Origin of the sequence: Streptomyces sp. NBC_00631 (assembly GCF_045206895.1) — a bacterium.
Taxonomy (GTDB): domain Bacteria; phylum Actinomycetota; class Actinomycetes; order Streptomycetales; family Streptomycetaceae; genus Streptomyces.
In genome coordinates this window covers 7982323-8001026 of the sequence record NZ_CP107734.1, presented here as the reverse complement: position 1 = coordinate 8001026, position 18704 = coordinate 7982323, and the positions used below count along the sequence as shown (strand labels likewise).

Genomic DNA, 18704 nt, shown 5'->3' with positions numbered 1-18704 from the left:
CGCGGGCGCCTTCGGCCGTCGCCCGCGACAAGTCCTGGATCACCGTCCGACCATCCGGAGCCGGGCCCTCCGCCCGGTTCCGGTCCGCCCGTCAGCCGGCGATGTGAACGGGTGCGGGCGCCGGTGCGGCCCCGCCTGGCCCGTGCTCGTCCTCCTGGCCCCCCGCTGCCGCGTCTTCGTCGTCCGCGGCGGGGTCCTGCGCGGCCTGCCTGAGCTCCGCGATCGCGGCCTCGAAGTCCTCAAGCGAGTCGAACGCCCGGTAGACGGAGGCGAATCGCAGGTAGGCGACCAGGTCGAGCTCCTGCAACGGGCCGAGTATGGCCAGTCCCACGTCGTGGGTGGTCAGCTCGGCGCTTCCGGTGGCCCGCACCGCCTCCTCGACCCGCTGGCCGAGCTGGGCGAGCGCGTCCTCGGTGACAGGCCGCCCCTGGCATGCCTTGCGCACACCGTTGATGACCTTGGTACGACTGAACGGCTCGGTGACTCCGGACCGCTTCACCACCATGAGCGAGCACGTCTCCACGGTCGTGAAACGACGGGAGCAGTCCGGACACTGGCGGCGCCTGCGGATCGACGTGCCGTCGTCGGTCGTCCGACTGTCGACCACGCGGCTGTCGGGGTGCCTGCAGAAGGGGCAGTGCATGATCTCCAACCCTCCTCACAGCAGACTCAATAGCCTCGCTGGGCCACATGGGCCCCTCGAAGCAGCCCCAAGCATAGGCGATCTCAGAGAGACCGGGGACCCGGGGGACCACAACTTGTGGGCTGCTGTAGCAATCCAACCACTAGATGTGGTGATTGGCTGATACATCGCCAGGTTGCGCGTGTCGCACACGTACCGCTATGGCGGATACGGAGATACCGTGGGCGCCACACGGAGGTCACGTGCGACTCCGGCGCAGATGGGGAGGGACATCCCGGTCGGCGGCGGTCCGGATGGCACACTGGGCACACCCACAAGGCCATCGGTCCGGCGGTGAAGAGTACAGCAATGGGCCCTTTTGCCTGCCGGATAGCACGTGAGCCATACACCCAGACATGTGATCGCGTACGGTGAACCGCGTTTTTTCACTCGAACGTGTGTTTGGCGCAACCTTTCGAAAGCAACTACCGTTGTCCAGCAGGGAGACCATCGAGAGGGGCCGACGTGACCACGACCGCAGACAGTGCCACCATTACCGCCCAGGACCGCTCCCAGGGCCGACTCGACCCGGTGCATGCCATGAACGAAGCCGTGAATCCCGAGGGACTCAAGCGTTCCCTTCCGGGCCGACCTCCAGGCATCCGGGCGGACAGCTCGGGCCTCACCGACCGGCAGCGCCGGGTGATCGAGGTGATCCGGGACTCGGTGCAGCGGCGGGGCTACCCGCCGTCGATGCGGGAGATCGGACAGGCCGTCGGCCTGTCGAGCACCTCCTCGGTGGCGCACCAGCTGATGGCACTGGAGCGCAAGGGCTTCCTGCGCCGCGACCCGCACCGCCCGCGCGCGTACGAGGTGCGCGGCTCGGACCAGGCCGTGACCGTGCAGCCCACGGACACCGCCGGGAAGCCCGCCGCGTCGTACGTGCCGCTCGTCGGCCGGATCGCCGCGGGTGGGCCGATCCTCGCCGAGGAGTCGGTCGAGGACGTCTTCCCTCTCCCCCGGCAGCTGGTCGGTGACGGCGAGCTGTTCGTGCTCAAGGTCGTCGGCGATTCCATGATCGAGGCCGCGATCTGTGACGGTGACTGGGTCACCGTCCGCCGCCAGCCGGTCGCCGAGAACGGTGACATCGTCGCCGCCATGCTCGACGGCGAGGCAACCGTCAAGCGCTTCAAGCGCGAGGACGGCCACGTCTGGCTCCTCCCTCACAACGCGGCCTACGAGCCGATCCCCGGCGACGACGCGACCATCCTGGGCAAGGTCGTCGCGGTGCTGCGGCGAGTGTGACGCCTGCGGCGGGCGGTCCTCTCGCCCGCCCTCCGATCGGGCCCCGGGACCTCTGCGCCGGTTCCGGGGCCCTGCACTGTCCGGGCCTCGGCGACGGTCCGCCGTGGATCAATGGGCCGGCCCGACCGGCGCCGGTCGGGCCGGCCCATTGATCACTCCGGCTCCGCCTCCGCGCCCGCCTGCCGCGCCGCCGCGTCGATCGCCGCCAGCGACCTACGGGCCTGGTTACGGTCGGTGGTGTACCAGAAGTCGGGCAGTGAGGACTTGAGGTAGCCGCCGTATCGTGCGGTGGCCAACCGCTGGTCGAGCACGGCGACCACGCCGCGGTCCCCGGACGCGCGCACGAGCCGGCCGGCGCCCTGGGCCATCAGGAGCGCGGCGTGGGTGGCGGCGACCGCCATGAATCCGTTGCCACCGGCGTCCTCGACGGCCTTCTGGCGGGCGCTCATCAGCGGGTCGTCCGGCCGCGGGAACGGGATCTTGTCCATGACGACCAGCTGGCAGCTGGGGCCGGGGACGTCGACGCCCTGCCAGAGCGACAGCGTGCCGAAGAGGCATGTCCTGGGGTCCGCCGCGAAGTTCTTGATCAGTTCGCCCAGAGTCTCCTCGCCCTGCAGCAGGATCGGGAACTCGGGAATCCGGACCCGCAGCTCCTCCGCGGCCTGCTGGGCGGCCCGCATCGAGGAGAAGAGGCCGAGGGTGCGGCCGCCGGCGGCCTGGATCAGCTCGGTCAGTTCGTCGAGCATGTCCGCGCGGTCGCCGTCCCGTGCGGGGCGCGACAGATGCTTGGCGACATAGAGGATGCCCTGTTTCGGGTAGTCGAAGGGCGAGCCGACGTCGACCCCCTTCCACTTCGGGAGGTCGTCGCCCTCGGTGCCCTCCGGCGCGAGGCCCAGGGAGGCGCCGACGCCGTTGAAGTCACCGCCGAGCTTGAGGGTCGCCGAGGTGAGGACGACCGAGCGGTCCGCGAAGAGCTTCTCCCTGAGCAGGCCCGACACGGACATCGGAGCGACCCGGAGGGAGGCGCCGAAGCGGTCGTGCCGTTCGTACCAGACGACGTCCCACTCGGAGCCGTTCACGATCCGCTCCGCCACGTCGTGCACGGTCTCCACGGAGGCCAGCGCCTGCTTGCGGACCGCGTCCTCGTCCTGGACCGACTTGTCGCGGGTCGTACCGAGTGCGGAGATCACGGTGCGGGCTGCGTCCCTGAGTGCCGCCAGGGCATAACCGAGGTCCTCCGGGATCTCTTCCAGGCGGCCCGGCAGGGCCAGCTCCATGAGCCGCTCGAAGCCCTCGGCGGCGGTCTGGAGCTGGTCGGCGGCCTTCTCGTCGACCAGCTTGGCGGCGCGCCGGACCGCACGGTTGACCTGGCCGGGGGTGAGTTCACCGGTGGCGACGCCGGTGACCCGGGAGACCAGTTCGTGCGCCTCGTCCACGATCAGCACCTCGTGCTGCGGGAGTACCGGGGCGCCCTCGATGGCGTCGATCGCGAGCAGGGCATGGTTGGTGACGACCACCTCGGCGAGCTTCGCGCGCTCCCGGGCCATCTCGGCGAAGCACTCGGCGCCATAGGCGCACTTGGTGGCGCCTAGGCACTCCCGGGAGGAGACCGAGACCTGGGCCCACGCCTTGTCGGAGACGCCCGGCGTGAGGTCGTCGCGGTCGCCGTTCTCCGTCTCGTCGGCCCAGTCGCGCAGTCGCAGCAGGTCCTGGCCGAGCTTGCTGGTGGGCGCGGCCGCCTCGAACTGGTCGAAGAGGCCCTCCTCCTCGTCCTGCGGCATGCCCTCGTGCAGCCGGTGCAGGCACAGGTAGTTCGACCTCCCTTTGAGCATGGCGAACTCCGGGCGCCGGCGCAGCAGCGGGTGCAGGGCGTCGACGGTGCGCGGCAGATCCCGCTCGACGAGCTGTCTCTGCAGGGCGAGGGTCGCCGTCGCCACGACCACCCGCTCTCCGTGCGCGAGCGCGGGCACCAGATAACCGAGCGACTTTCCGGTGCCGGTGCCGGCCTGGACCAGCAGATGGGATCCGTCGTCGATCGCCTCGGCGACCGATTCGGCCATGGTCACCTGGCCGGGGCGCTCCGTACCGCCGACAGCTGAGACAGCGGCATGCAGGAGTTCAGGGAGTGAGGGCTTCGTCATAGCGCGACCACCCTACGACCCGGCACTGACAATCGGGCGATCAAGGCGGGGACGGGGGGTGGGATCACGCCGAAGGCTCCTGGACGGGCAGGCCAAAGGGGAAGGGCGGCCGGCGGCCGGGCCGCTCGGAATTCTTTCGTACGGCCGGGAACTCGATCGGTCGCCGCTTCGTACTACATGTGTACGCGCCATCACTCAGCGCTACATCAGATGACGTAGGGACCGGTCCCGGATCATGAGGGCGGCCCGTTTGCCAGGCAGGTCGACCTCGGCGGCGTAGCGGAAGCCCGCATTGAGAAAGGCGGCCACGGAGGGGGTGTTATGAAGATCGGGTTCCGCGACGACGCGCGCACAGGCGGGTCTGTGGTCGAGTACGAGATCGGCCACGGCTCTCAGCAGGGCGGACCCCAGTCCCCGGCCCCGGTCGGCCACATCGCCGACGAGGAGGTGGAGGCCGGTGTCGTGCGGGCGGGCCGGATAGTGGCGGGCGAGCGGGTCGAGGTCGGCTCGATAGACCTCCCAGTAGCTCATCGGAGTGCCGTCGAGCATGCCCAGGCATGGCACGCTGCGTCCGTCTCCGGCGAGCTGCGCACGCAGATGGTGCTCCGTCTGCGCCCGTGAGCCGGCCAGCTGCCAGAACGCGGCCACCGCGGGGTCGTTCATCCAGCCGCTGATGATCGGCAGGTCGCGTTCGACGTGGACCGGCGTCAGGTGGAAGAGGCCGACGGGGGTCTCGACGGGGCCCCAGGTGCCGACCTGGTCGAGCAGGTCGAGCGCCTCCGGAGGGCTGAGCGGGCCGGGCCGGTCGTGGGGCAGTCCCGGGGCTCGTTCGTCGGTGCCGGGCGCGGCGATCAGGGCGAGGAGTTCGTCGGGCAGGCGGAGGTCCAGGGTGTCCTCGCAGTCCCTGACGTCCTCGGCGGGTCCGGGGCGGCCGGGGCGGCCAGAGGGTCCGGGGTGCACCGGGACGGGGCCTGTGTCGGCGCTCGCGTCGGTGGGAGGCATGGTGCGCTCCTCTCAGGAGACGAGGTGGGTCATGTTCCTCGGTCGGTGACGGTGTCGGTGGGGTCAGGAGAGTGACGAGTGGAGGGGGTTGGCGATGGTGACGTAGACGGACTGGGTGTCGACCGGGCCCACGAGCTCGTCGAGGCCGTGCAGTCGGGTCAGCAGGTTGGCCTTGCAGCGCAGGACGGGTGAGTCGAGCAGGCGGCCTGGCAGGGAGGTGCGCAGCCGGGCGGGTCCCGCGGCGGCGTCGGTGAGGAACCGGCGGAACGCCGCGAGCAGGAGGCGCTCGTCGGCGAGCCGCTGGGAGCCGAACGCGCCGATCAGGCCGAGCACGTTGTTGATGCCGAGGTAGTAGGCGAAGCGTTCGTCGGTGACCTCGTCGGAGACGAAGGTGTCGCTGTGCTCGCCGATGCCGGGCAGCCGGGCGTCGAGGTCGGCTCGCCGGGACTCGCGGAAGTAGTAGCCCTGGTTGTCGCGGTAACGCCCGCCGGCGGGCCAGCCGTCGGCGTCCAGCAGGAGCAGGGTGTTCTGCTGGTGCGCCTCCAGGGCGATGCCGACCTCGCTGTCGAGCCAGAGCACCGGGCGGACGACCTGCTCCAGGTAGCGCAGGAACCACTCGGCGCTGACGGCGCCGACGGGTCGTCCGGTGCGTTCGGCGAGCCGGGAGACCACCCGGGCCAGCCGGGAGCGGTTCGGGCGCGGGCTGCCGTTCGCCGCCGGGGCGTCGAGGGGCCGAGGCGTGACCAGACCGGCGACGCAGGCCACGTCGTCGGCCGGGGCGAAGGGGTTGTGCCGGATCACCACGTCGAGTCCGGGTACGGGCCGGCCGTCCAGGCCGTCGACAGCCAGCCAGGCGGGGTCGCGGACGATGTCGAAGGCGGGGTGGGCGGCCTGCCACTGCTTGGCGAGGCCGGTGCGCAGCAGGCGGTGCACCTCGACGCCACGGTGGAGTTCCTTGCGGAGGTTCTCCCGGCGGGAGTTGGTGATGCGCAGGCCGAGCGACAGCTTGAGCATGGCGGGGGCGCCGGTGCGGTGGACGGTGCGCACGGAGGAGGTGGGACACCAGGAGGCGCCGAGCGGGCCCAGGTCGCGGAGGAGTCCGGCGTCGAGGAGGGCGGCGGTCTCCTCGCGGAGGGTCACCTCGCGGGCCTGCCAGGGGTGCAGGGGCAGGGCGGCGGCGCAGCCGTCGGGCAGGGGCAGGGCCGTGCCGGCCAGGCGTTCCATGAGGTGCGGCGCGGGGACGGGACGGCCTCGCTCGGTCCAGGCCGAGTCGGTGGCTAGCAGGGAGGAGGCGACCGCCATCCAGTGCAGGGGGAAGGAGCCGCGCAGCTCCGGTGAGTAGCGCCGGGCTTCGGAGTCGGTCAGGCCTTCTCGGCTCTTCGGGGTCGGGTGCAGCGGGTGCCCGAGGAGAAGTGCCTGTTCGGCGGCGAGGAAGTGGTCGGAGCCGTCGGCGGGGTGGGTGCGCCGGTCCGCCATGAAGGTGACCGTGCGGCGCAGGGAGTCGGCGACCCGGGCCACGAGATCGCCGCCGTCAGGGGCGGCCCACACACCGGGGGTGCCGTCGGCAGCGTGGCCGGTGCTGCCCTCGGCTCGGCCGGCAGTGCCCTCGGCTCGGCCGGTGCTGCCCTCGGCTCGGCCGGCAGTGCCCTCGGCTCGGTCGGCAGCGCCCGCCGCCGGTCCTGCGGTCGCCTCGCGGGTGAGCAGGGCGGCGAGGGTGACCGCGTCGACGGGTGGGGCGGTGTCGGGGGCGCCGGCCAGGCGGGGCGGGCCGAAGCGGTGCCAGCCGGTCGGGGACCAGTGGTGGACCGGGGTGATCAGCGCCGTACCGCTGGCGGGCAGCGGGATGCGGAGGGTGCCGGTGGTGGGCGTGGGCAGGTTCGTCTCGCGTACCCAGCAGCGGAGCAGGTTCTCCACGGCGGCGGCCTGGGCGGCGAGGTGCGCATCGGGGTGTGCGAGGAGGTCTCCCGAGTCGTCGCGGGGTCGCTCGGGCCGGGCGGTGTGCCCTCGCTGCGGGGGGACCGACTCGGCGAGCGGAACGGGGCGTCCCTGTGGGCCTTGGTCTCCGTTGTCGTCGGGGATGGGGGTGGCGTTCAAGGAGGGTTCCTCGGGGGCTCGGGCGATGCGGTGTCCGGCGTCGCGTCGGCGAACCGGGCTGGTCGGGTGGTGAATCGAGTGCTGGATGTCCTGATGAGAGGGGTGTGGATGATGTGCGGTTCGGTGCATGGGGCGGTCGGTGGGCTCCGGGGTCATCGACCGGTGGGTTCGTCCGAGGTGCACCGGTCGGCCGGCCTGCTGCCGGCGGTTCGGCGGACAGGTCCCGGCCGGGTTTTCTGGGGCTTCTGGGGCTTCTTGACCTTCTGTATCGCCTGGGCCTTCTGGATCTTTCTGGCCTTCTTGACCTTCTGTGCGGTTCGCGCGGCCCGTTCGGGTCGGGTGCGTCGGCCGGCTGGGGCTTTCCCGGTGCGCCGGTCAGTCGGCCGGCTCCTTGCGTTCCTCGGGTCGTCGGAGCCGGGTGCCGTGGGCGGCCGGGTCGCGGGCGACGGCCGCCACGGCGTCGGCGAGGCGGTCCAGTACCGCGGCCGCCTGTTCGTCGGTGATGGTCAGCGGCGGCAGCAGGCGTACGACACCGGCGTGGCGGCCGCCGAGTTCGACGATCAGGCCCCGCTCCAGGCAGGCGCGCTGGACGGCCGCGGCCAGTTCGGGGGAGGCGGGGCGGGGCCCGGGCAGGGCTTCACCGACCCACCCGCTCGCCGCACCGCCCCACGCCCGCGGCTCATCACCGGCTGCCTGGGCTTCCGCCCCGCCGGTGGCCTCCTTGACCTCGCTCGCGCGCGCCGCCGCCCCCGTGAGCTTCTCCCCCTCCGGGTCCACCAGCTCCACCCCGATCATCAGGCCCCGTCCCCGCACATCCCCCACGCACGTGAAGTCGTCCTGGAGGCGGCGCAGTTGGGACAGCATGCGGGTGCCGAGAAGGCCCGCTCGTTCGGCGAGGGCGTTCTCCCGGACGTGGGCGAGGGTGGCGGTGCCCGCGGCCATGGCGAGCTGGTTGCCACGGAAGGTGCCGGCGTGGGCGCCGGGTTCCCAGACGTCGAGGTCGTCGCGGTAGACGACGACGGCGAGGGGGAGGCTGCCGCCGATGGCCTTGGACAGGACCATGACGTCGGGGGTGACGCCGCTGTGCTCGACGGCCCAGAAGGCGCCGGTCCTGCCCACCCCGGTCTGGATCTCGTCGGCGATCAGCGGGATGGACCGGTCGGCGGTGAGCCGGCGCATCCGGCGGAGCCAGTCGTCCGGCGCGGGAATCACCCCGCCCTCGCCCTGGACGGGTTCGAGGATCATGCCGGCGGGGAGGGGAACGCCGGACTTGGGGTCGTCGAGGACGGTCTCGGTCCAGCGGGCGGCGAGTTCGGCACCGCGGGGGCCGCCGACGCCGAACGGGCAGCGGTAGTCCTGGGGGTAGGGCAGCCGGGCGACGCGGACGTCGCCGGCCCCGCCGGAGGCGGCCAGGGCACCGGTGGTCATCCCGTGGTAGGCGCCGGTGAAGGCGAGGATGCCGGTACGGCCGGTCGCGGCCCGGACGAGTGTGAAGGCGGCCTCGACGGCGTCCGTGCCGGCGGGTCCGCAGAACTGGACGCGGGCATGGTCGGCGAGGCCGGGCGGCAGGGTGCGGAACAGTTCGGTGACGAAGGCGTCCTTGACGGGGGTGGCCAGGTCGAGGACGGAGAGCGGGGCGCCGGAGTCGAGGACCTTGCGGATCGCTTCCAGCACGACGGGGTGGTTGTGTCCGAGGGCGAGGGTGCCGGCACCGGAGAGGCAGTCCAGGTAGCGGCGTCCGTCGGCGCCCTCGATGGTCAGGCCACGGGCCCGCACCGGCACGATGGGCAGGGCGCGCGCGTAGGTACGCGCCCGCGACTCACGCGCCGACTGGCGTCTGAGGATCCCCTCGTGCGCCGCGCGCGCTCCCCCCGACGTCCCCCCGGTCACCGACTCCGTCACGGCCACGGCTCGCTGTCCTCCCCGCTGTCCAGAGGCGAGTTGATCGGCGGGCACCGGGCACAGGCAGCGGGACCCCCACCGCTACCAACCCCGGACCGGCCGGCTGGTTACGGGTCGCCTCAAGATCCTTGCCGCGGGCTTGCCTTTCCCGATCCGGCCATGGTTCACCCCGCTGGACACGGACTCACCCCTGAGCGCTCCGCCCGGGCGTCCGACGATGTCTTGACGTGAGGATCGAGCGATTAAAAACTTGGGCCGGTCATTTAGATACATGACGCAAGTTCTCTGACTTGAACATCGGTGAGCCCGACCGTGGACCGGAGGCAGTCGCCCCATGAGCACGAAGATCCGTGAACTGATCGTCACCCCGATCGCCTTCCGCGACCCACCGCTGCTCAACTCCAGTGGCGTCCACGAGCCGCTCGCCCTGCGGATCGTGCTCCAACTCGTGCTGGAGGACGGCACGGTAGGGCTCGGCGAGGCCCCCGGCGGCACAGCCCGGCTGGAGCGGCTCGAAGCGGCGGCGCGGCTGGTGGTGGGCATGGACGTCTTCGACGTGACCGCGGTCACCGCGACTATCGACACGGCTCTGTTCCCGGCCGTGCCCAGCTCGCACGAACGCGGGTGGACCACCAGTGCGGTGGAGGTGGCCTGCCTCGACGCCCAGGGCAGGCTGCTCGGGCGCCCGGTCAGCGACCTGCTCGGCGGCCGGGTCCGGGACTCGGTGCCGTTCGCGGCCTACCTGTTCTACAAGTGGGCGGAGCACCCCGCGCTGGACGGCCGCCCGGCGGTCGGCGACGGCTGGGGCGCGGCGCTGGACCCGGCCGGGGTCGTCGAGCAGGCCCGGCTGATGCAACAGCGGTACGGGTTCCGGTCGTTCAAGCTGAAGGGTGGCGTCTTTCCGCCGGACGAGGAGATCGCGGCGATGCGGGCGCTCGCCGAGGCGTTCCCCGGGCAGCCGCTGCGGCTCGACCCGAACACGGCCTGGACGGTGGAGACGTCGCGGTACGTGGCACGGGAGCTCGAAGGCGTCATCGAATACCTGGAGGATCCGACCGCGACCATCGAGGGCATGGCGGCCGTGGCGAAGGAGTCGCCGCTCCCCCTCGCCACCAACATGTGCGTGATCGCCTGGGAGCACCTCCGGCCGGCGGTCGAGCGGAACGCGATCCAGGTGCTCCTCACCGACCACCACTACTGGGGCGGGCTGCGTCGCACCCGGGAACTCGCCGCCGTCTGTGAGGCGTTCGGACTGACCCTGTCCATGCACTCCAACTCGCATCTGGGCATCAGCCTGGCCGCCATGACCCATGTCGCGGCGGCGATCCCCAACCTGGACCACTCCTGCGACACCCACTACCCGTGGAACAGCGCCGACGACGTGATCCGACCCGGTGTGCTGGAGCTGGCCGACGGAGCGGTCCGCGTCCCCACCGGTCCCGGGCTCGGCGTCGAACTCGATCACGAGGCGCTCGACCGGCTGCACCGGCTGTACCTGGAGTCGGGCATACGCACTCGCGACGACACCGGTTACATGCGGCGCGTCGATCCCACCTACGAACTGCGGTTGCCTCGCTGGTGAGGGCCGTAGCGAAACCGTTGCCCTTCCGTCGGGAGCGGCACACAGCGAGCGCATAGTGTGTGGCGCTGAAGTTCCTTGCCAACAGGGGGAGTCACCACCATGCCATCCATGCGGCCGTCGTTCGCCCTTCGAGGTGGAAGGGGCGCGGCCCGTGCGCCGGCGGCCGTCGCCCTCGCCTCGGCGCTGGCGCTGACCGCCACCGCCTGCAGCGGCTCCGGCGACGACAACGCGAGCGGCCCGGCGTCCGCGTCCGCCACGGCCGGCACGGGTGACGGCAAGATCAAGATCCCTGACGACATCAAGAACAGGCTCAAAGAGCACGGGATCGACATCGACAAGTGGAAGAACGGCGCCTGGAAGAACTGGGACAAGGACGACTGGCTGCGCGAGGCCAACGACTTCATCAACCCCATCATCAAGGACCTGTGGGACCCGAAGCGGATGCGGGACGCCGACGATCCCGACAAGGACAAGGGTGTCGACGACAACGACCTCTCCGGAGACCAGGGGGTGACCGACCCGACGCCGGAGCCGGTCCGGGCGACGGCGGTGCGGCCGGCTTATCACGCGAGCGCGGCGACGGCAGGGAAGGTCTTCTTCGACTCTCCCGAGGGCACGATGGTCTGCTCCGCGACGGTCGTCGAGGATCCGGCGCACCCCGGCAAGTCCGACCTGGTGTGGACGGCGGGGCACTGTGTGCACGCCGGCAAGAACGGCGGCTGGTACCGCAACATCGCTTTCGTGCCGTCGTACAACGACAAGGGGCTGACCGGTTCGGCGCTGGCGGCGGCGACCCGTTCGGAGATCGCGCCCTACGGCGTCTGGTGGGGTGACGGGGCGCAGACCTCGCAGCAGTGGATCGACCAGGGCGGTGAGACGGGCGGCCACGGGGCGTCGTACGACTACGCCGTGATCCATGTGACGCCCGAGCAGGGTAATGGCGGCAAATCGCTTGAGGAGACGGTCGGTTCGGCGTTGCCGGTGGACTTCGACGCGCCTGCGGTGCCGAAGGTGTCGAGCATCACCGCCACCGGGTATCCGGCGGCGAAGCCGTACGACGGGTCGTTGCTGTACCAGTGCGCGGACAAACCGGGGCGGCTGTCGGTCGATGCGTCGGCGCCGACGATGTACCGGATCGGCTGCACGATGACCGGTGGGGCGTCCGGTGGGGGCTGGGTGGAGACGGGTGCCGGCGGCAAGCCGGCGCTGGTGTCCAACACGTCGATCGGGCCGGTGAGTTCGGGGTGGCTGGCCGGGCCTCGGTTCGGGGATGTGGCCAAGGGTGTGTATGAGGGGGTCAGCAAGGAGTTTGCTGACCAGTGAGGGGCGAGTGACGCCTTCGCGCCGCGGTGCATCGGGTGCGTGGGCGGCTGGCTCATCCTCGTGGCTGGTCGCACAGTTCCCCGCGTCTCCAGGTAAGTAAAGGCCCGCCCCCTTGGGGGCGGGCCTTTCACCTACGGACTACGGGCTGTCACGCGGCCGGAGCCGGGATGTACGGCGTGAGTTCTGCCGCCAGTTCCTCGTGGACGCGGACCTTGAGGAGGGTGCCCTCGGCGGTGTGTTCCTCCGAGAGGACCTCGCCCTCGTTGTGGGCGCGGGCCACCAGCTTGCCGTGGGTGTACGGGACCAGTGCCTCGATCTCGACCGACGGGCGGGGCAGATCGTTGTCGATCAGGGCGAGGAGTTCCTCGATGCCCAGGCCGGTGCGGGCCGAGACCGCGAGGGAACGCTTCTCGTTGCGGAGCAGGCGCTGGAGGACCAGCGGGTCCGCCGCGTCCGCCTTGTTGATCACGACGATCTCGGGCACGTCGGTGGCGCCGACGTCCCTGATCACCTCGCGCACGGCCGCCAGCTGCTCCTCCGGGACCGGGTGCGAGCCGTCGACCACGTGCAGGATCAGGTCGGAGCCGCCGACCTCCTCCATGGTGGAACGGAACGCCTCGACCAGGTGGTGGGGCAGGTGGCGGACGAAGCCGACGGTGTCCGTCAGGGTGTAGAGACGGCCGCTCGGGGTCTCCGCACGCCGGACCGTCGGGTCCAGGGTCGCGAACAGGGCGTTCTCGACCAGGACGCCGGCGCCCGTGAGGCGGTTGAGCAGGGAGGACTTGCCGGCGTTGGTGTAGCCCGCGATGGCGACGGACGGCACCTTGTTGCGGCGGCGCTCCTGGCGCTTGATCTCGCGGCCGGTCTTCATCTCCGCGATCTCCCGGCGCATCTTCGCCATCTTCTCGCGGATCCGCCGCCGGTCCGTCTCGATCTTGGTCTCACCGGGACCACGCGTGGCCAGGCCGCCGCGACCGCCACCCATCTGCCGGGACAGCGACTGACCCCAGCCTCGCAGCCGCGGCAGCATGTACTGCATCTGCGCGAGCGCGACCTGCGCCTTGCCCTCGCGGGACTTGGCGTGCTGGGCGAAGATGTCCAGGATCAGGGCGGTCCGGTCGATGACCTTGACCTTGACGACGTCCTCCAGCTGGATCAGCTGACCCGGGCTGAGCTCACCGTCGCAGATGACCGTGTCGGCGCCGGTTTCGAGGACGATGTCGCGCAGCTCCAGGGCCTTGCCGGAGCCGATGTAGGTGGCCGCGTCGGGCTTGTCGCGGCGCTGGATGACGCCGTCGAGGACAAGCGCGCCCGCCGTCTCGGCGAGGGCGGCCAGCTCCGCGAGGGAGTTGTCCGCGTCCTGCACGGTGCCCGAGGTCCACACCCCGACCAGCACGACCCGCTCCAGGCGGAGCTGTCGGTACTCGACCTCGGTGACGTCCTCAAGCTCGGTGGAGAGGCCCACCACGCGGCGCAGGGCCGCGCGCTCGGAGCGGTCGAACTGGTCGCCGTCCCGCTCTCCGTCGATCTCGTGGCTCCAGGCGACGTCCTCTTCCATCAGGGCATCGGCCCGAAGACCGTCGGGGTAGTCCTGCGCGAGGCGCCTGGTGTCCTGGGAAGGGGAAGAAGAGGAGGTCATTGGGTCCTTACGTCGATGGGATGCCGAAACCGGCTTCGATGTCTCAACGTACGAGTACCCCGGGAGATTCCCCGCGACCCGTACCGTGCCGGCCCCACGATGGTCGCACGGTACGCGCAGTCCCGGCACCGTGTTATTCCGGGGGCCGGCCCGCCGTTACTTCCTCGCCTGCTTCTTCGGGGCCGGGACCTGCTTCCAGTCCGGGTGGCCGGGCATCGGCGGGGTCTTCGCGCCGTACAGCCAGGCGTCGAAGAAGCCCGTGAGGTCGCGGTTGGCGATCGCTGAGGCCAGCTGGACGAAGTCGGCGGTGGTCGCCGTGCCGTCCTTGTGGCGCTGGACCCAGACCCGCTCCAGGCGCTCGAAGGCGGGTTTGCCGATCTCCTGGCGCAGGGCGTAGAGGGCGAGGGCGGCGCCGTCGTAGATGTTCGGGCGGAAGATGCTGATCTTCTGGCCGGGCTCGGGGGCCTTGGGCAGGGCGGGCGGTCCGCCGGCGGCGCGCCAGCGGTCGGAGGCGCCGTACGCGGCCTTCATGCGGTTGATCATGGGCTGATGGCCCTTCTCCTCCGCGTACAGCTCCTCGTACCAGGTGGCGTGGCCCTCGTTGAGCCAGACGTCGGACCACACGCGCGGGCTGACGCTGTCGCCGAACCACTGGTGGGACAGCTCGTGCACCATGATCGACTCGATGTACCACTTGGGGTAGGCGGGCTCGGTGAACAGGTTCTTCTCGAAGAGGGAGAGGGTCTGGGTCTCCAGTTCGAAGCCGGTGGACGCCTGTGCCATGAGCACGCCGTACGTCTCGAACGGGAAGGCGCCGACCTTGCTCTCCAGCCAGGCGATCTGGTCCGGGGTCTTCGCCAGCCAGGGTTCGAGCTTCTTCGCGTCGGCGCTCGGCACGACGTCCCGGACGGGCAGTCCGTGCGGTCCCGCGCGGTGCAGTACGGCGGAGCGGCCGATGGAGACCTGGGCCAGCTCGGTGGCCATGGGGTGCTGGGTGCGGTAGGTCCAGGTGGTCGTGCGGCCGATCCGGGCCGCCTCGGTGGGCAGACCGTTGGCGACGACGGTGTAGCCGTTCGGGGCGGTCACGTGGAAGGTGAACATCGCCTTGTCGGACGGGTGGTCGTTGCACGGGAAGACCAGGTGGGCGGCGTCGGCCTGGTTGGCCATGGCGAGCCCGTCGGTGGTGCGCACCCAGCCGCCGTCCTGGTCCTTGGCGGAGACGGGGTCGCTGGTGTGCTTGACCGTGATCCGCGTCCAGTCCCCCCGGCGCAGCGGCCGGCCGGGCGTGACGACGAGGTCCTCACCGGCGCTCTCGAAGGCGGCGGGACGGCCGTCCACCTCGACGGACTCGATCTTGCCGTGTGCGAAGTCCAGGTTGAGCCGGTCCAGGTCGGTGGTGGTCCAGGCGTCGATGGTGGTGACGGCCTGGAGCGGCTTGTCGTTGCTGCCGGGATAGGTGAAGGAGAGGTCGTACGAGGCCACGTCGTACCCCGGGTTGCCGAGGTACGGGAAGAGCCGGTCGCCGACGCCGAGCGGGACCGGCGGGGCGCTGGCGCCGAGGAGGGCGACGGAGACGGCGGAGGCCAGCAGGGCGGCGGCCCGCCGGCGCCGGAGCGGGCCGGCGGCACGCCTGAGCGGGCCGGCGGTGGTACGCCGGAGTGGTCCGGTACGTCCCGTCAGCGCGCGGGTGCGAAGGGTGAGCGGCATGAACCACCGCTACCAGCGCACCCCACCCTCAGGACGACGACGCGCGACCGATCCACTCGAACGAGTAGGTCACTGGTGTTGCGCTCGGCCGACGTCGTACACGCCGGGCACGTTGCGCATGGCGCGCATGAGGGCGGGCAGGTGGGCCGCGTCGGGAAGCTCCACGGTGTACGTGTGCCGCACGCGCTGCTGGCTGGGGGGTTCCACGGTCGCCGAGACGATCTCGGCGCCCTCCTGGGCCATCGCCTCGGTGAGGTCGGCGAGCAGATGCGGGCGGCCGAACGATTCGGCGACCAGGGTGACCCGGCAGGCCGTGCTGTCGCCCCAGCTCACGGCCACCTCGGGGCGCCCGGTGCCCTTCATGTGGAGCACCGAGGCGCACTCCACGCGATGCACGGTGACCACTCCCCCGCGTACGGCGAAGCCGGCGATCTCGTCGGGCGGGACGGGGGTGCAGCAGCCGGCGAGCCGTACGGTCGCGTCCGGGCGGGCGGCGACCACGGCGCTGGCGGTCCGGGGGGCGGTGCTCGGGGCACCGCCGGAGACCGACGGGTCGGGTACGGGTCGGCTGGGCGCGGGGGCCGGCAGCTCCTCGGTGCTGTCCGGGTGGGCGGCGAGCCAGCGCTGGATGGCGATCCGGGCCGCCGGGGTGTGGGCGTGCTCCAGCCACTCCCGGGAGGGCTCGGAGGCCGGGTCCTGGCCCATCAGGAGCTGGACGGTGTCGCCGTCCACGAGGACCGTGCTGAGGGTCGCGAGGCGGCCGTTGACGCGGGCGCCGATACAGGCGTGGGCGTCCTCGCCGTACTGGGCGTACGCGGCGTCGACACAGGTCGCGCCCTCGGGGAGGCCGAGGGTGCCGCCGTCGGGGCGGAAGACGGTGATCTCGCGGTCCTGGGCGAGGTCCTCGCGCAGGGTGGACCAGAAGGTGTCGGTGTCCGGAGCGGCCTTCTGCCAGTCGAGGAGACGGGAGAGCCAGCCGGGGCGGGTGGGGTCGGCGCGCTCGCCGTCGACCAGAGAGTCGGAGGCCTCCGCCGCGGGAGCGTCGGCGGCCGGGGCGTAGGGGTTGCCGAGGGCGACCACGCCGGCCTCGGCGGTCCTGTGCATCTGGTGGGTGCGGATGAGGACTTCGGCTACCTGTCCGTCGCCGCGGGCGACCGCCGTGTGGAGCGACTGGTACAGGTTGAACTTCGGTACGGCGATGAAGTCCTTGAACTCCGAGACCACCGGGGTCATACAGGTGTGCAGTTCGCCGAGGACGGCGTAACAGTCCGCGTCCTCGTTGACCAGGACGAGGAGCCGGCCGAAGTCGGCGCCGCGCAGCTCGCCGCGTTTGCGGCTGACGCGGTGGACGGATACGAAGTGCCGGGGCCGGATGAGGACTTCGGCGGGGATGTCGGCCTCGCGCAGCACGCCGCGAACCTCGTCGGCGATCTCGGCGAGCGGGTCGCCGGGGCGGGCGGCGTTCTCGGCGATCAGCTCCCGGGTGTGCTCGTACTCCTCGGGGTGCAGGATGGCGAAGACCAGGTCCTCCAGCTCGGTCTTCAGCGCCTGCACGCCGAGCCGCTCGGCGAGCGGGATGAGGACGTCACGGGTCACCTTGGCGATGCGTTCCTGTTTCTCTCGGCGCATCACGCCGAGGGTGCGCATGTTGTGCAGGCGGTCGGCGAGCTTGATCGACATCACCCGGACGTCACTGCCGGTGGCCACGAGCATCTTGCGGAAGGTCTCGGGCTCGGCGGCGGCCCCGTAGTCGACCTTTTCGAGTTTCGTCACCCCGTCGACCAGATAACGGACCTCCTCGCCGAACTGTTCCCGTACCTGGTCGAGCGTCACATCGGTGTCCTCGACGGTGTCGTGCAGCAGAGACGCCGTCAGGGTCGTGGTCTCGGCACCGAGTTCGGCGAGGATCAGGGTGACCGCCAGGGGGTGGGTGATGTACGGCTCGCCGCTCTTGCGCATCTGGCCGCGGTGCGAGGACTCGGCCAGCACGTAGGCACGGCGCAGCGGTTCGAGGTCGGCGTCGGGGTAGTGGGCGCGGTGCGCCTCGACGACATGGCCGATCGCGTCGGGGAGTCTGCCGCGCGCGGCGTTGCCGAGCAGCGCGGCCCGGCCGAGCCGACGCAGGTCGATCCGGGGGCGGGCCTTCCTGCGGACCGCCGCCTCGGCCGCTACTGGACCGGGCGTCGCAGGGTTCGTGGCCTCCGCACTCATGGGCACCTCCGGCTCGTGGACCGGTGGACGGGGCCCCAGGGCATACGCGGCTCAGGGATTGGCGACGTTCCCCCGTCCGTGCCGGTGCTTGATGCTACCGAGCCCATCACCTCCGATTGACCGGCTCCCGCCCAGCGTGAAACGGATCACCCCATCGAGCGACGATTTCGAGGTTTACGATTTTGCGCCACCTGTTCGGGGGGTGGCTGACGATTCTCACCGTCGGGGGCAACACGGGCCGTGGATCCGGATGTCGAACGACCGTCCGGACCACGGTTTCCGACGTGCGGTCAGCTCAACGGACGGCGTTTTCCAGCCAGTCGGCGTCGATCTCGCCCTCGGCGACGATCACGGCGGGGCCGGTCATCTCGATCTCGCCGTCGGGCCGCTCGGTGATGACGAGCCGCCCGCCGGGCACGTCCACGGTGTACGTCGCCGGGGCGCCGGTCACCGAAGGGTCGGCGCCGTCGCGGCGGGCGGTGGCCACGGCGACCGCGCAGGCGCCGGTGCCACAGGAGCGGGTCTCGCCGGAACCGCGCTCGTGCACGCGCATCGCGACGTGACGGGGGCCGCGGTCGACCACGAACTCGACGTTGACCCCTTCGGGGTAGGCCGACGGCGGGCCGAAGGGGGGCGGGGTGCAGAGGTCACCGGCGTCGGCGAGGTCCTCGACGAAGGCGACGGCGTGCGGGTTGCCCATGTTCACGTTCCGCGCGGGCCAGGTGCGGTCGCCGACGCTCACGGTCACGTCGCCCTCGGGGAGGCGGGCGCTGCCCATGCCGACGGTGACGTCTCCGTCCTTGGCGATGTGCACGGTCCTGACGCCGCCGCGGGTGGCGACGGCGAGGTCGCCCTCCGTGGTGTGGCCGGCGTGCTGGAGGTAGCGGGCGAAGACGCGGACGCCGTTGCCGCACATCTCGGCGATCGAGCCGTCGCCGTTGCGGTAGTCCATGAACCACTCGGCGTCGGCGGCCATCCCCTTGGCCTCGGGGTGCGCGGCGGACCGTACGACGTGCAGCACGCCGTCGGCGCCGATGCCTGCGCGGCGGTCGCAGAGGGCAGCCACGGCGGCCGGGGTGAGGTCCAGGGCGTTGTCGGGGTCCGGGACGATCACGAAGTCGTTCTCGGTGCCGTGGCCCTTGAGGAAGGGGATGCTCATTCTTCGAGGGTAAGGGA

12 protein-coding genes are annotated in these 18704 nt (G+C 71.4%); 3 read left to right on the top strand and 9 right to left on the bottom strand.

All coding sequences use genetic code 11. From position 1 onward, the window contains the following. Positions 1-91 precede the first annotated feature (91 nt). Positions 92-643 (bottom strand): transcriptional regulator NrdR, encoded by a 552-nt coding sequence (gene nrdR / locus OHB00_RS36775; RefSeq protein ID WP_406441343.1) that lies wholly within the window; start codon positions 641-643, stop codon positions 92-94. Between the two features lie 504 nt (positions 644-1147). Here nrdR and lexA point away from each other — a divergent pair. Beyond that, positions 1148-1927 (top strand): transcriptional repressor LexA, encoded by a 780-nt coding sequence (lexA, locus tag OHB00_RS36770; protein ID WP_181804556.1) that lies wholly within the window; start codon positions 1148-1150, stop codon positions 1925-1927. Between the two features lie 152 nt (positions 1928-2079). Here the strand turns inward: lexA and OHB00_RS36765 are convergent, their stop codons facing one another. From OHB00_RS36765 to OHB00_RS36750, 4 genes are all read right to left on the bottom strand, one after another. Continuing rightward, positions 2080-4068: an ATP-dependent DNA helicase gene (locus OHB00_RS36765; protein WP_406441341.1), complete on the bottom strand. Its 1989-nt coding sequence runs from the start codon at positions 4066-4068 to the stop codon at positions 2080-2082. 201 nt (positions 4069-4269) lie between these two features. Beyond that, positions 4270-5070 carry a GNAT family N-acetyltransferase gene (locus OHB00_RS36760; protein WP_406441339.1) on the bottom strand — a complete coding sequence of 267 codons (801 nt, stop codon included), beginning with the start codon at positions 5068-5070 and terminating at the stop codon, positions 4270-4272. A gap of 63 nt (positions 5071-5133) precedes the next feature. Continuing rightward, entirely contained in the window at positions 5134-7164 is a 2031-nt protein-coding gene (locus tag OHB00_RS36755) for an IucA/IucC family protein (protein ID WP_406441337.1), read from the bottom strand. Between the two features lie 375 nt (positions 7165-7539). After that, positions 7540-9072 (bottom strand): diaminobutyrate--2-oxoglutarate transaminase family protein, encoded by a 1533-nt coding sequence (locus OHB00_RS36750; protein WP_406441335.1) that lies wholly within the window; start codon positions 9070-9072, stop codon positions 7540-7542. A 328-nt stretch (positions 9073-9400) separates the two neighbouring features. Here OHB00_RS36750 and OHB00_RS36745 point away from each other — a divergent pair, with 328 nt between their 5' ends. Both OHB00_RS36745 and OHB00_RS36740 read left to right on the top strand, forming a co-directional pair. Further along, positions 9401-10648 (top strand): glucarate dehydratase family protein, encoded by a 1248-nt coding sequence (locus OHB00_RS36745; protein WP_406441333.1) that lies wholly within the window; start codon positions 9401-9403, stop codon positions 10646-10648. 99 nt (positions 10649-10747) lie between these two features. Then, the gene (locus tag OHB00_RS36740) at positions 10748-11971 is read left to right on the top strand and encodes a trypsin-like serine peptidase (protein WP_406441331.1); all 1224 of its coding nucleotides are present in this window, start codon (positions 10748-10750) and stop codon (positions 11969-11971) included. A 148-nt stretch (positions 11972-12119) separates the two neighbouring features. Here the strand turns inward: OHB00_RS36740 and hflX are convergent, their stop codons facing one another. The 4 genes from hflX to dapF form a co-directional block, all read right to left on the bottom strand. Beyond that, a complete protein-coding gene (hflX, locus tag OHB00_RS36735; protein ID WP_406441329.1) occupies positions 12120-13610 on the bottom strand; it encodes a GTPase HflX in 1491 nt (496 codons plus the stop codon). A 156-nt stretch (positions 13611-13766) separates the two neighbouring features. After that, positions 13767-15317, bottom strand: coding sequence for a M1 family metallopeptidase (locus OHB00_RS36730; RefSeq protein WP_406441327.1), 1551 nt, complete (start codon positions 15315-15317; stop codon positions 13767-13769). A 69-nt stretch (positions 15318-15386) separates the two neighbouring features. Next, positions 15387-17528 carry a RelA/SpoT family protein gene (locus tag OHB00_RS36725; protein ID WP_406441326.1) on the bottom strand — a complete coding sequence of 714 codons (2142 nt, stop codon included), beginning with the start codon at positions 17526-17528 and terminating at the stop codon, positions 15387-15389. A gap of 295 nt (positions 17529-17823) precedes the next feature. Then, entirely contained in the window at positions 17824-18687 is an 864-nt protein-coding gene (gene dapF, locus OHB00_RS36720) for a diaminopimelate epimerase (RefSeq protein ID WP_406441324.1), read from the bottom strand. Positions 18688-18704: the final 17 nt, after the last annotated feature.

Excerpts from the sequence above, each read along its gene's own strand:
- nrdR (WP_406441343.1), bottom strand. The coding sequence starts at position 643 with ATGCACTGCCCCTTCTGCAGGCACCCCGACAGCCGCGTGGTCGACAGT.
- OHB00_RS36765 (WP_406441341.1), bottom strand. The coding sequence starts at position 4,068 with ATGACGAAGCCCTCACTCCCTGAACTCCTGCATGCCGCTGTCTCAGCT.
- OHB00_RS36760 (WP_406441339.1), bottom strand. The coding sequence starts at position 5,070 with ATGCCTCCCACCGACGCGAGCGCCGACACAGGCCCCGTCCCGGTGCAC.
- OHB00_RS36745 (WP_406441333.1), top strand. The coding sequence starts at position 9,401 with ATGAGCACGAAGATCCGTGAACTGATCGTCACCCCGATCGCCTTCCGC.
- OHB00_RS36740 (WP_406441331.1), top strand. The coding sequence starts at position 10,748 with ATGCCATCCATGCGGCCGTCGTTCGCCCTTCGAGGTGGAAGGGGCGCG.
- hflX (WP_406441329.1), bottom strand. The coding sequence starts at position 13,610 with ATGACCTCCTCTTCTTCCCCTTCCCAGGACACCAGGCGCCTCGCGCAG.
- OHB00_RS36730 (WP_406441327.1), bottom strand. The coding sequence starts at position 15,317 with ATGCCGCTCACCCTTCGCACCCGCGCGCTGACGGGACGTACCGGACCA.
- OHB00_RS36725 (WP_406441326.1), bottom strand. The coding sequence starts at position 17,528 with ATGAGTGCGGAGGCCACGAACCCTGCGACGCCCGGTCCAGTAGCGGCC.
- dapF (WP_406441324.1), bottom strand. The coding sequence starts at position 18,687 with ATGAGCATCCCCTTCCTCAAGGGCCACGGCACCGAGAACGACTTCGTG.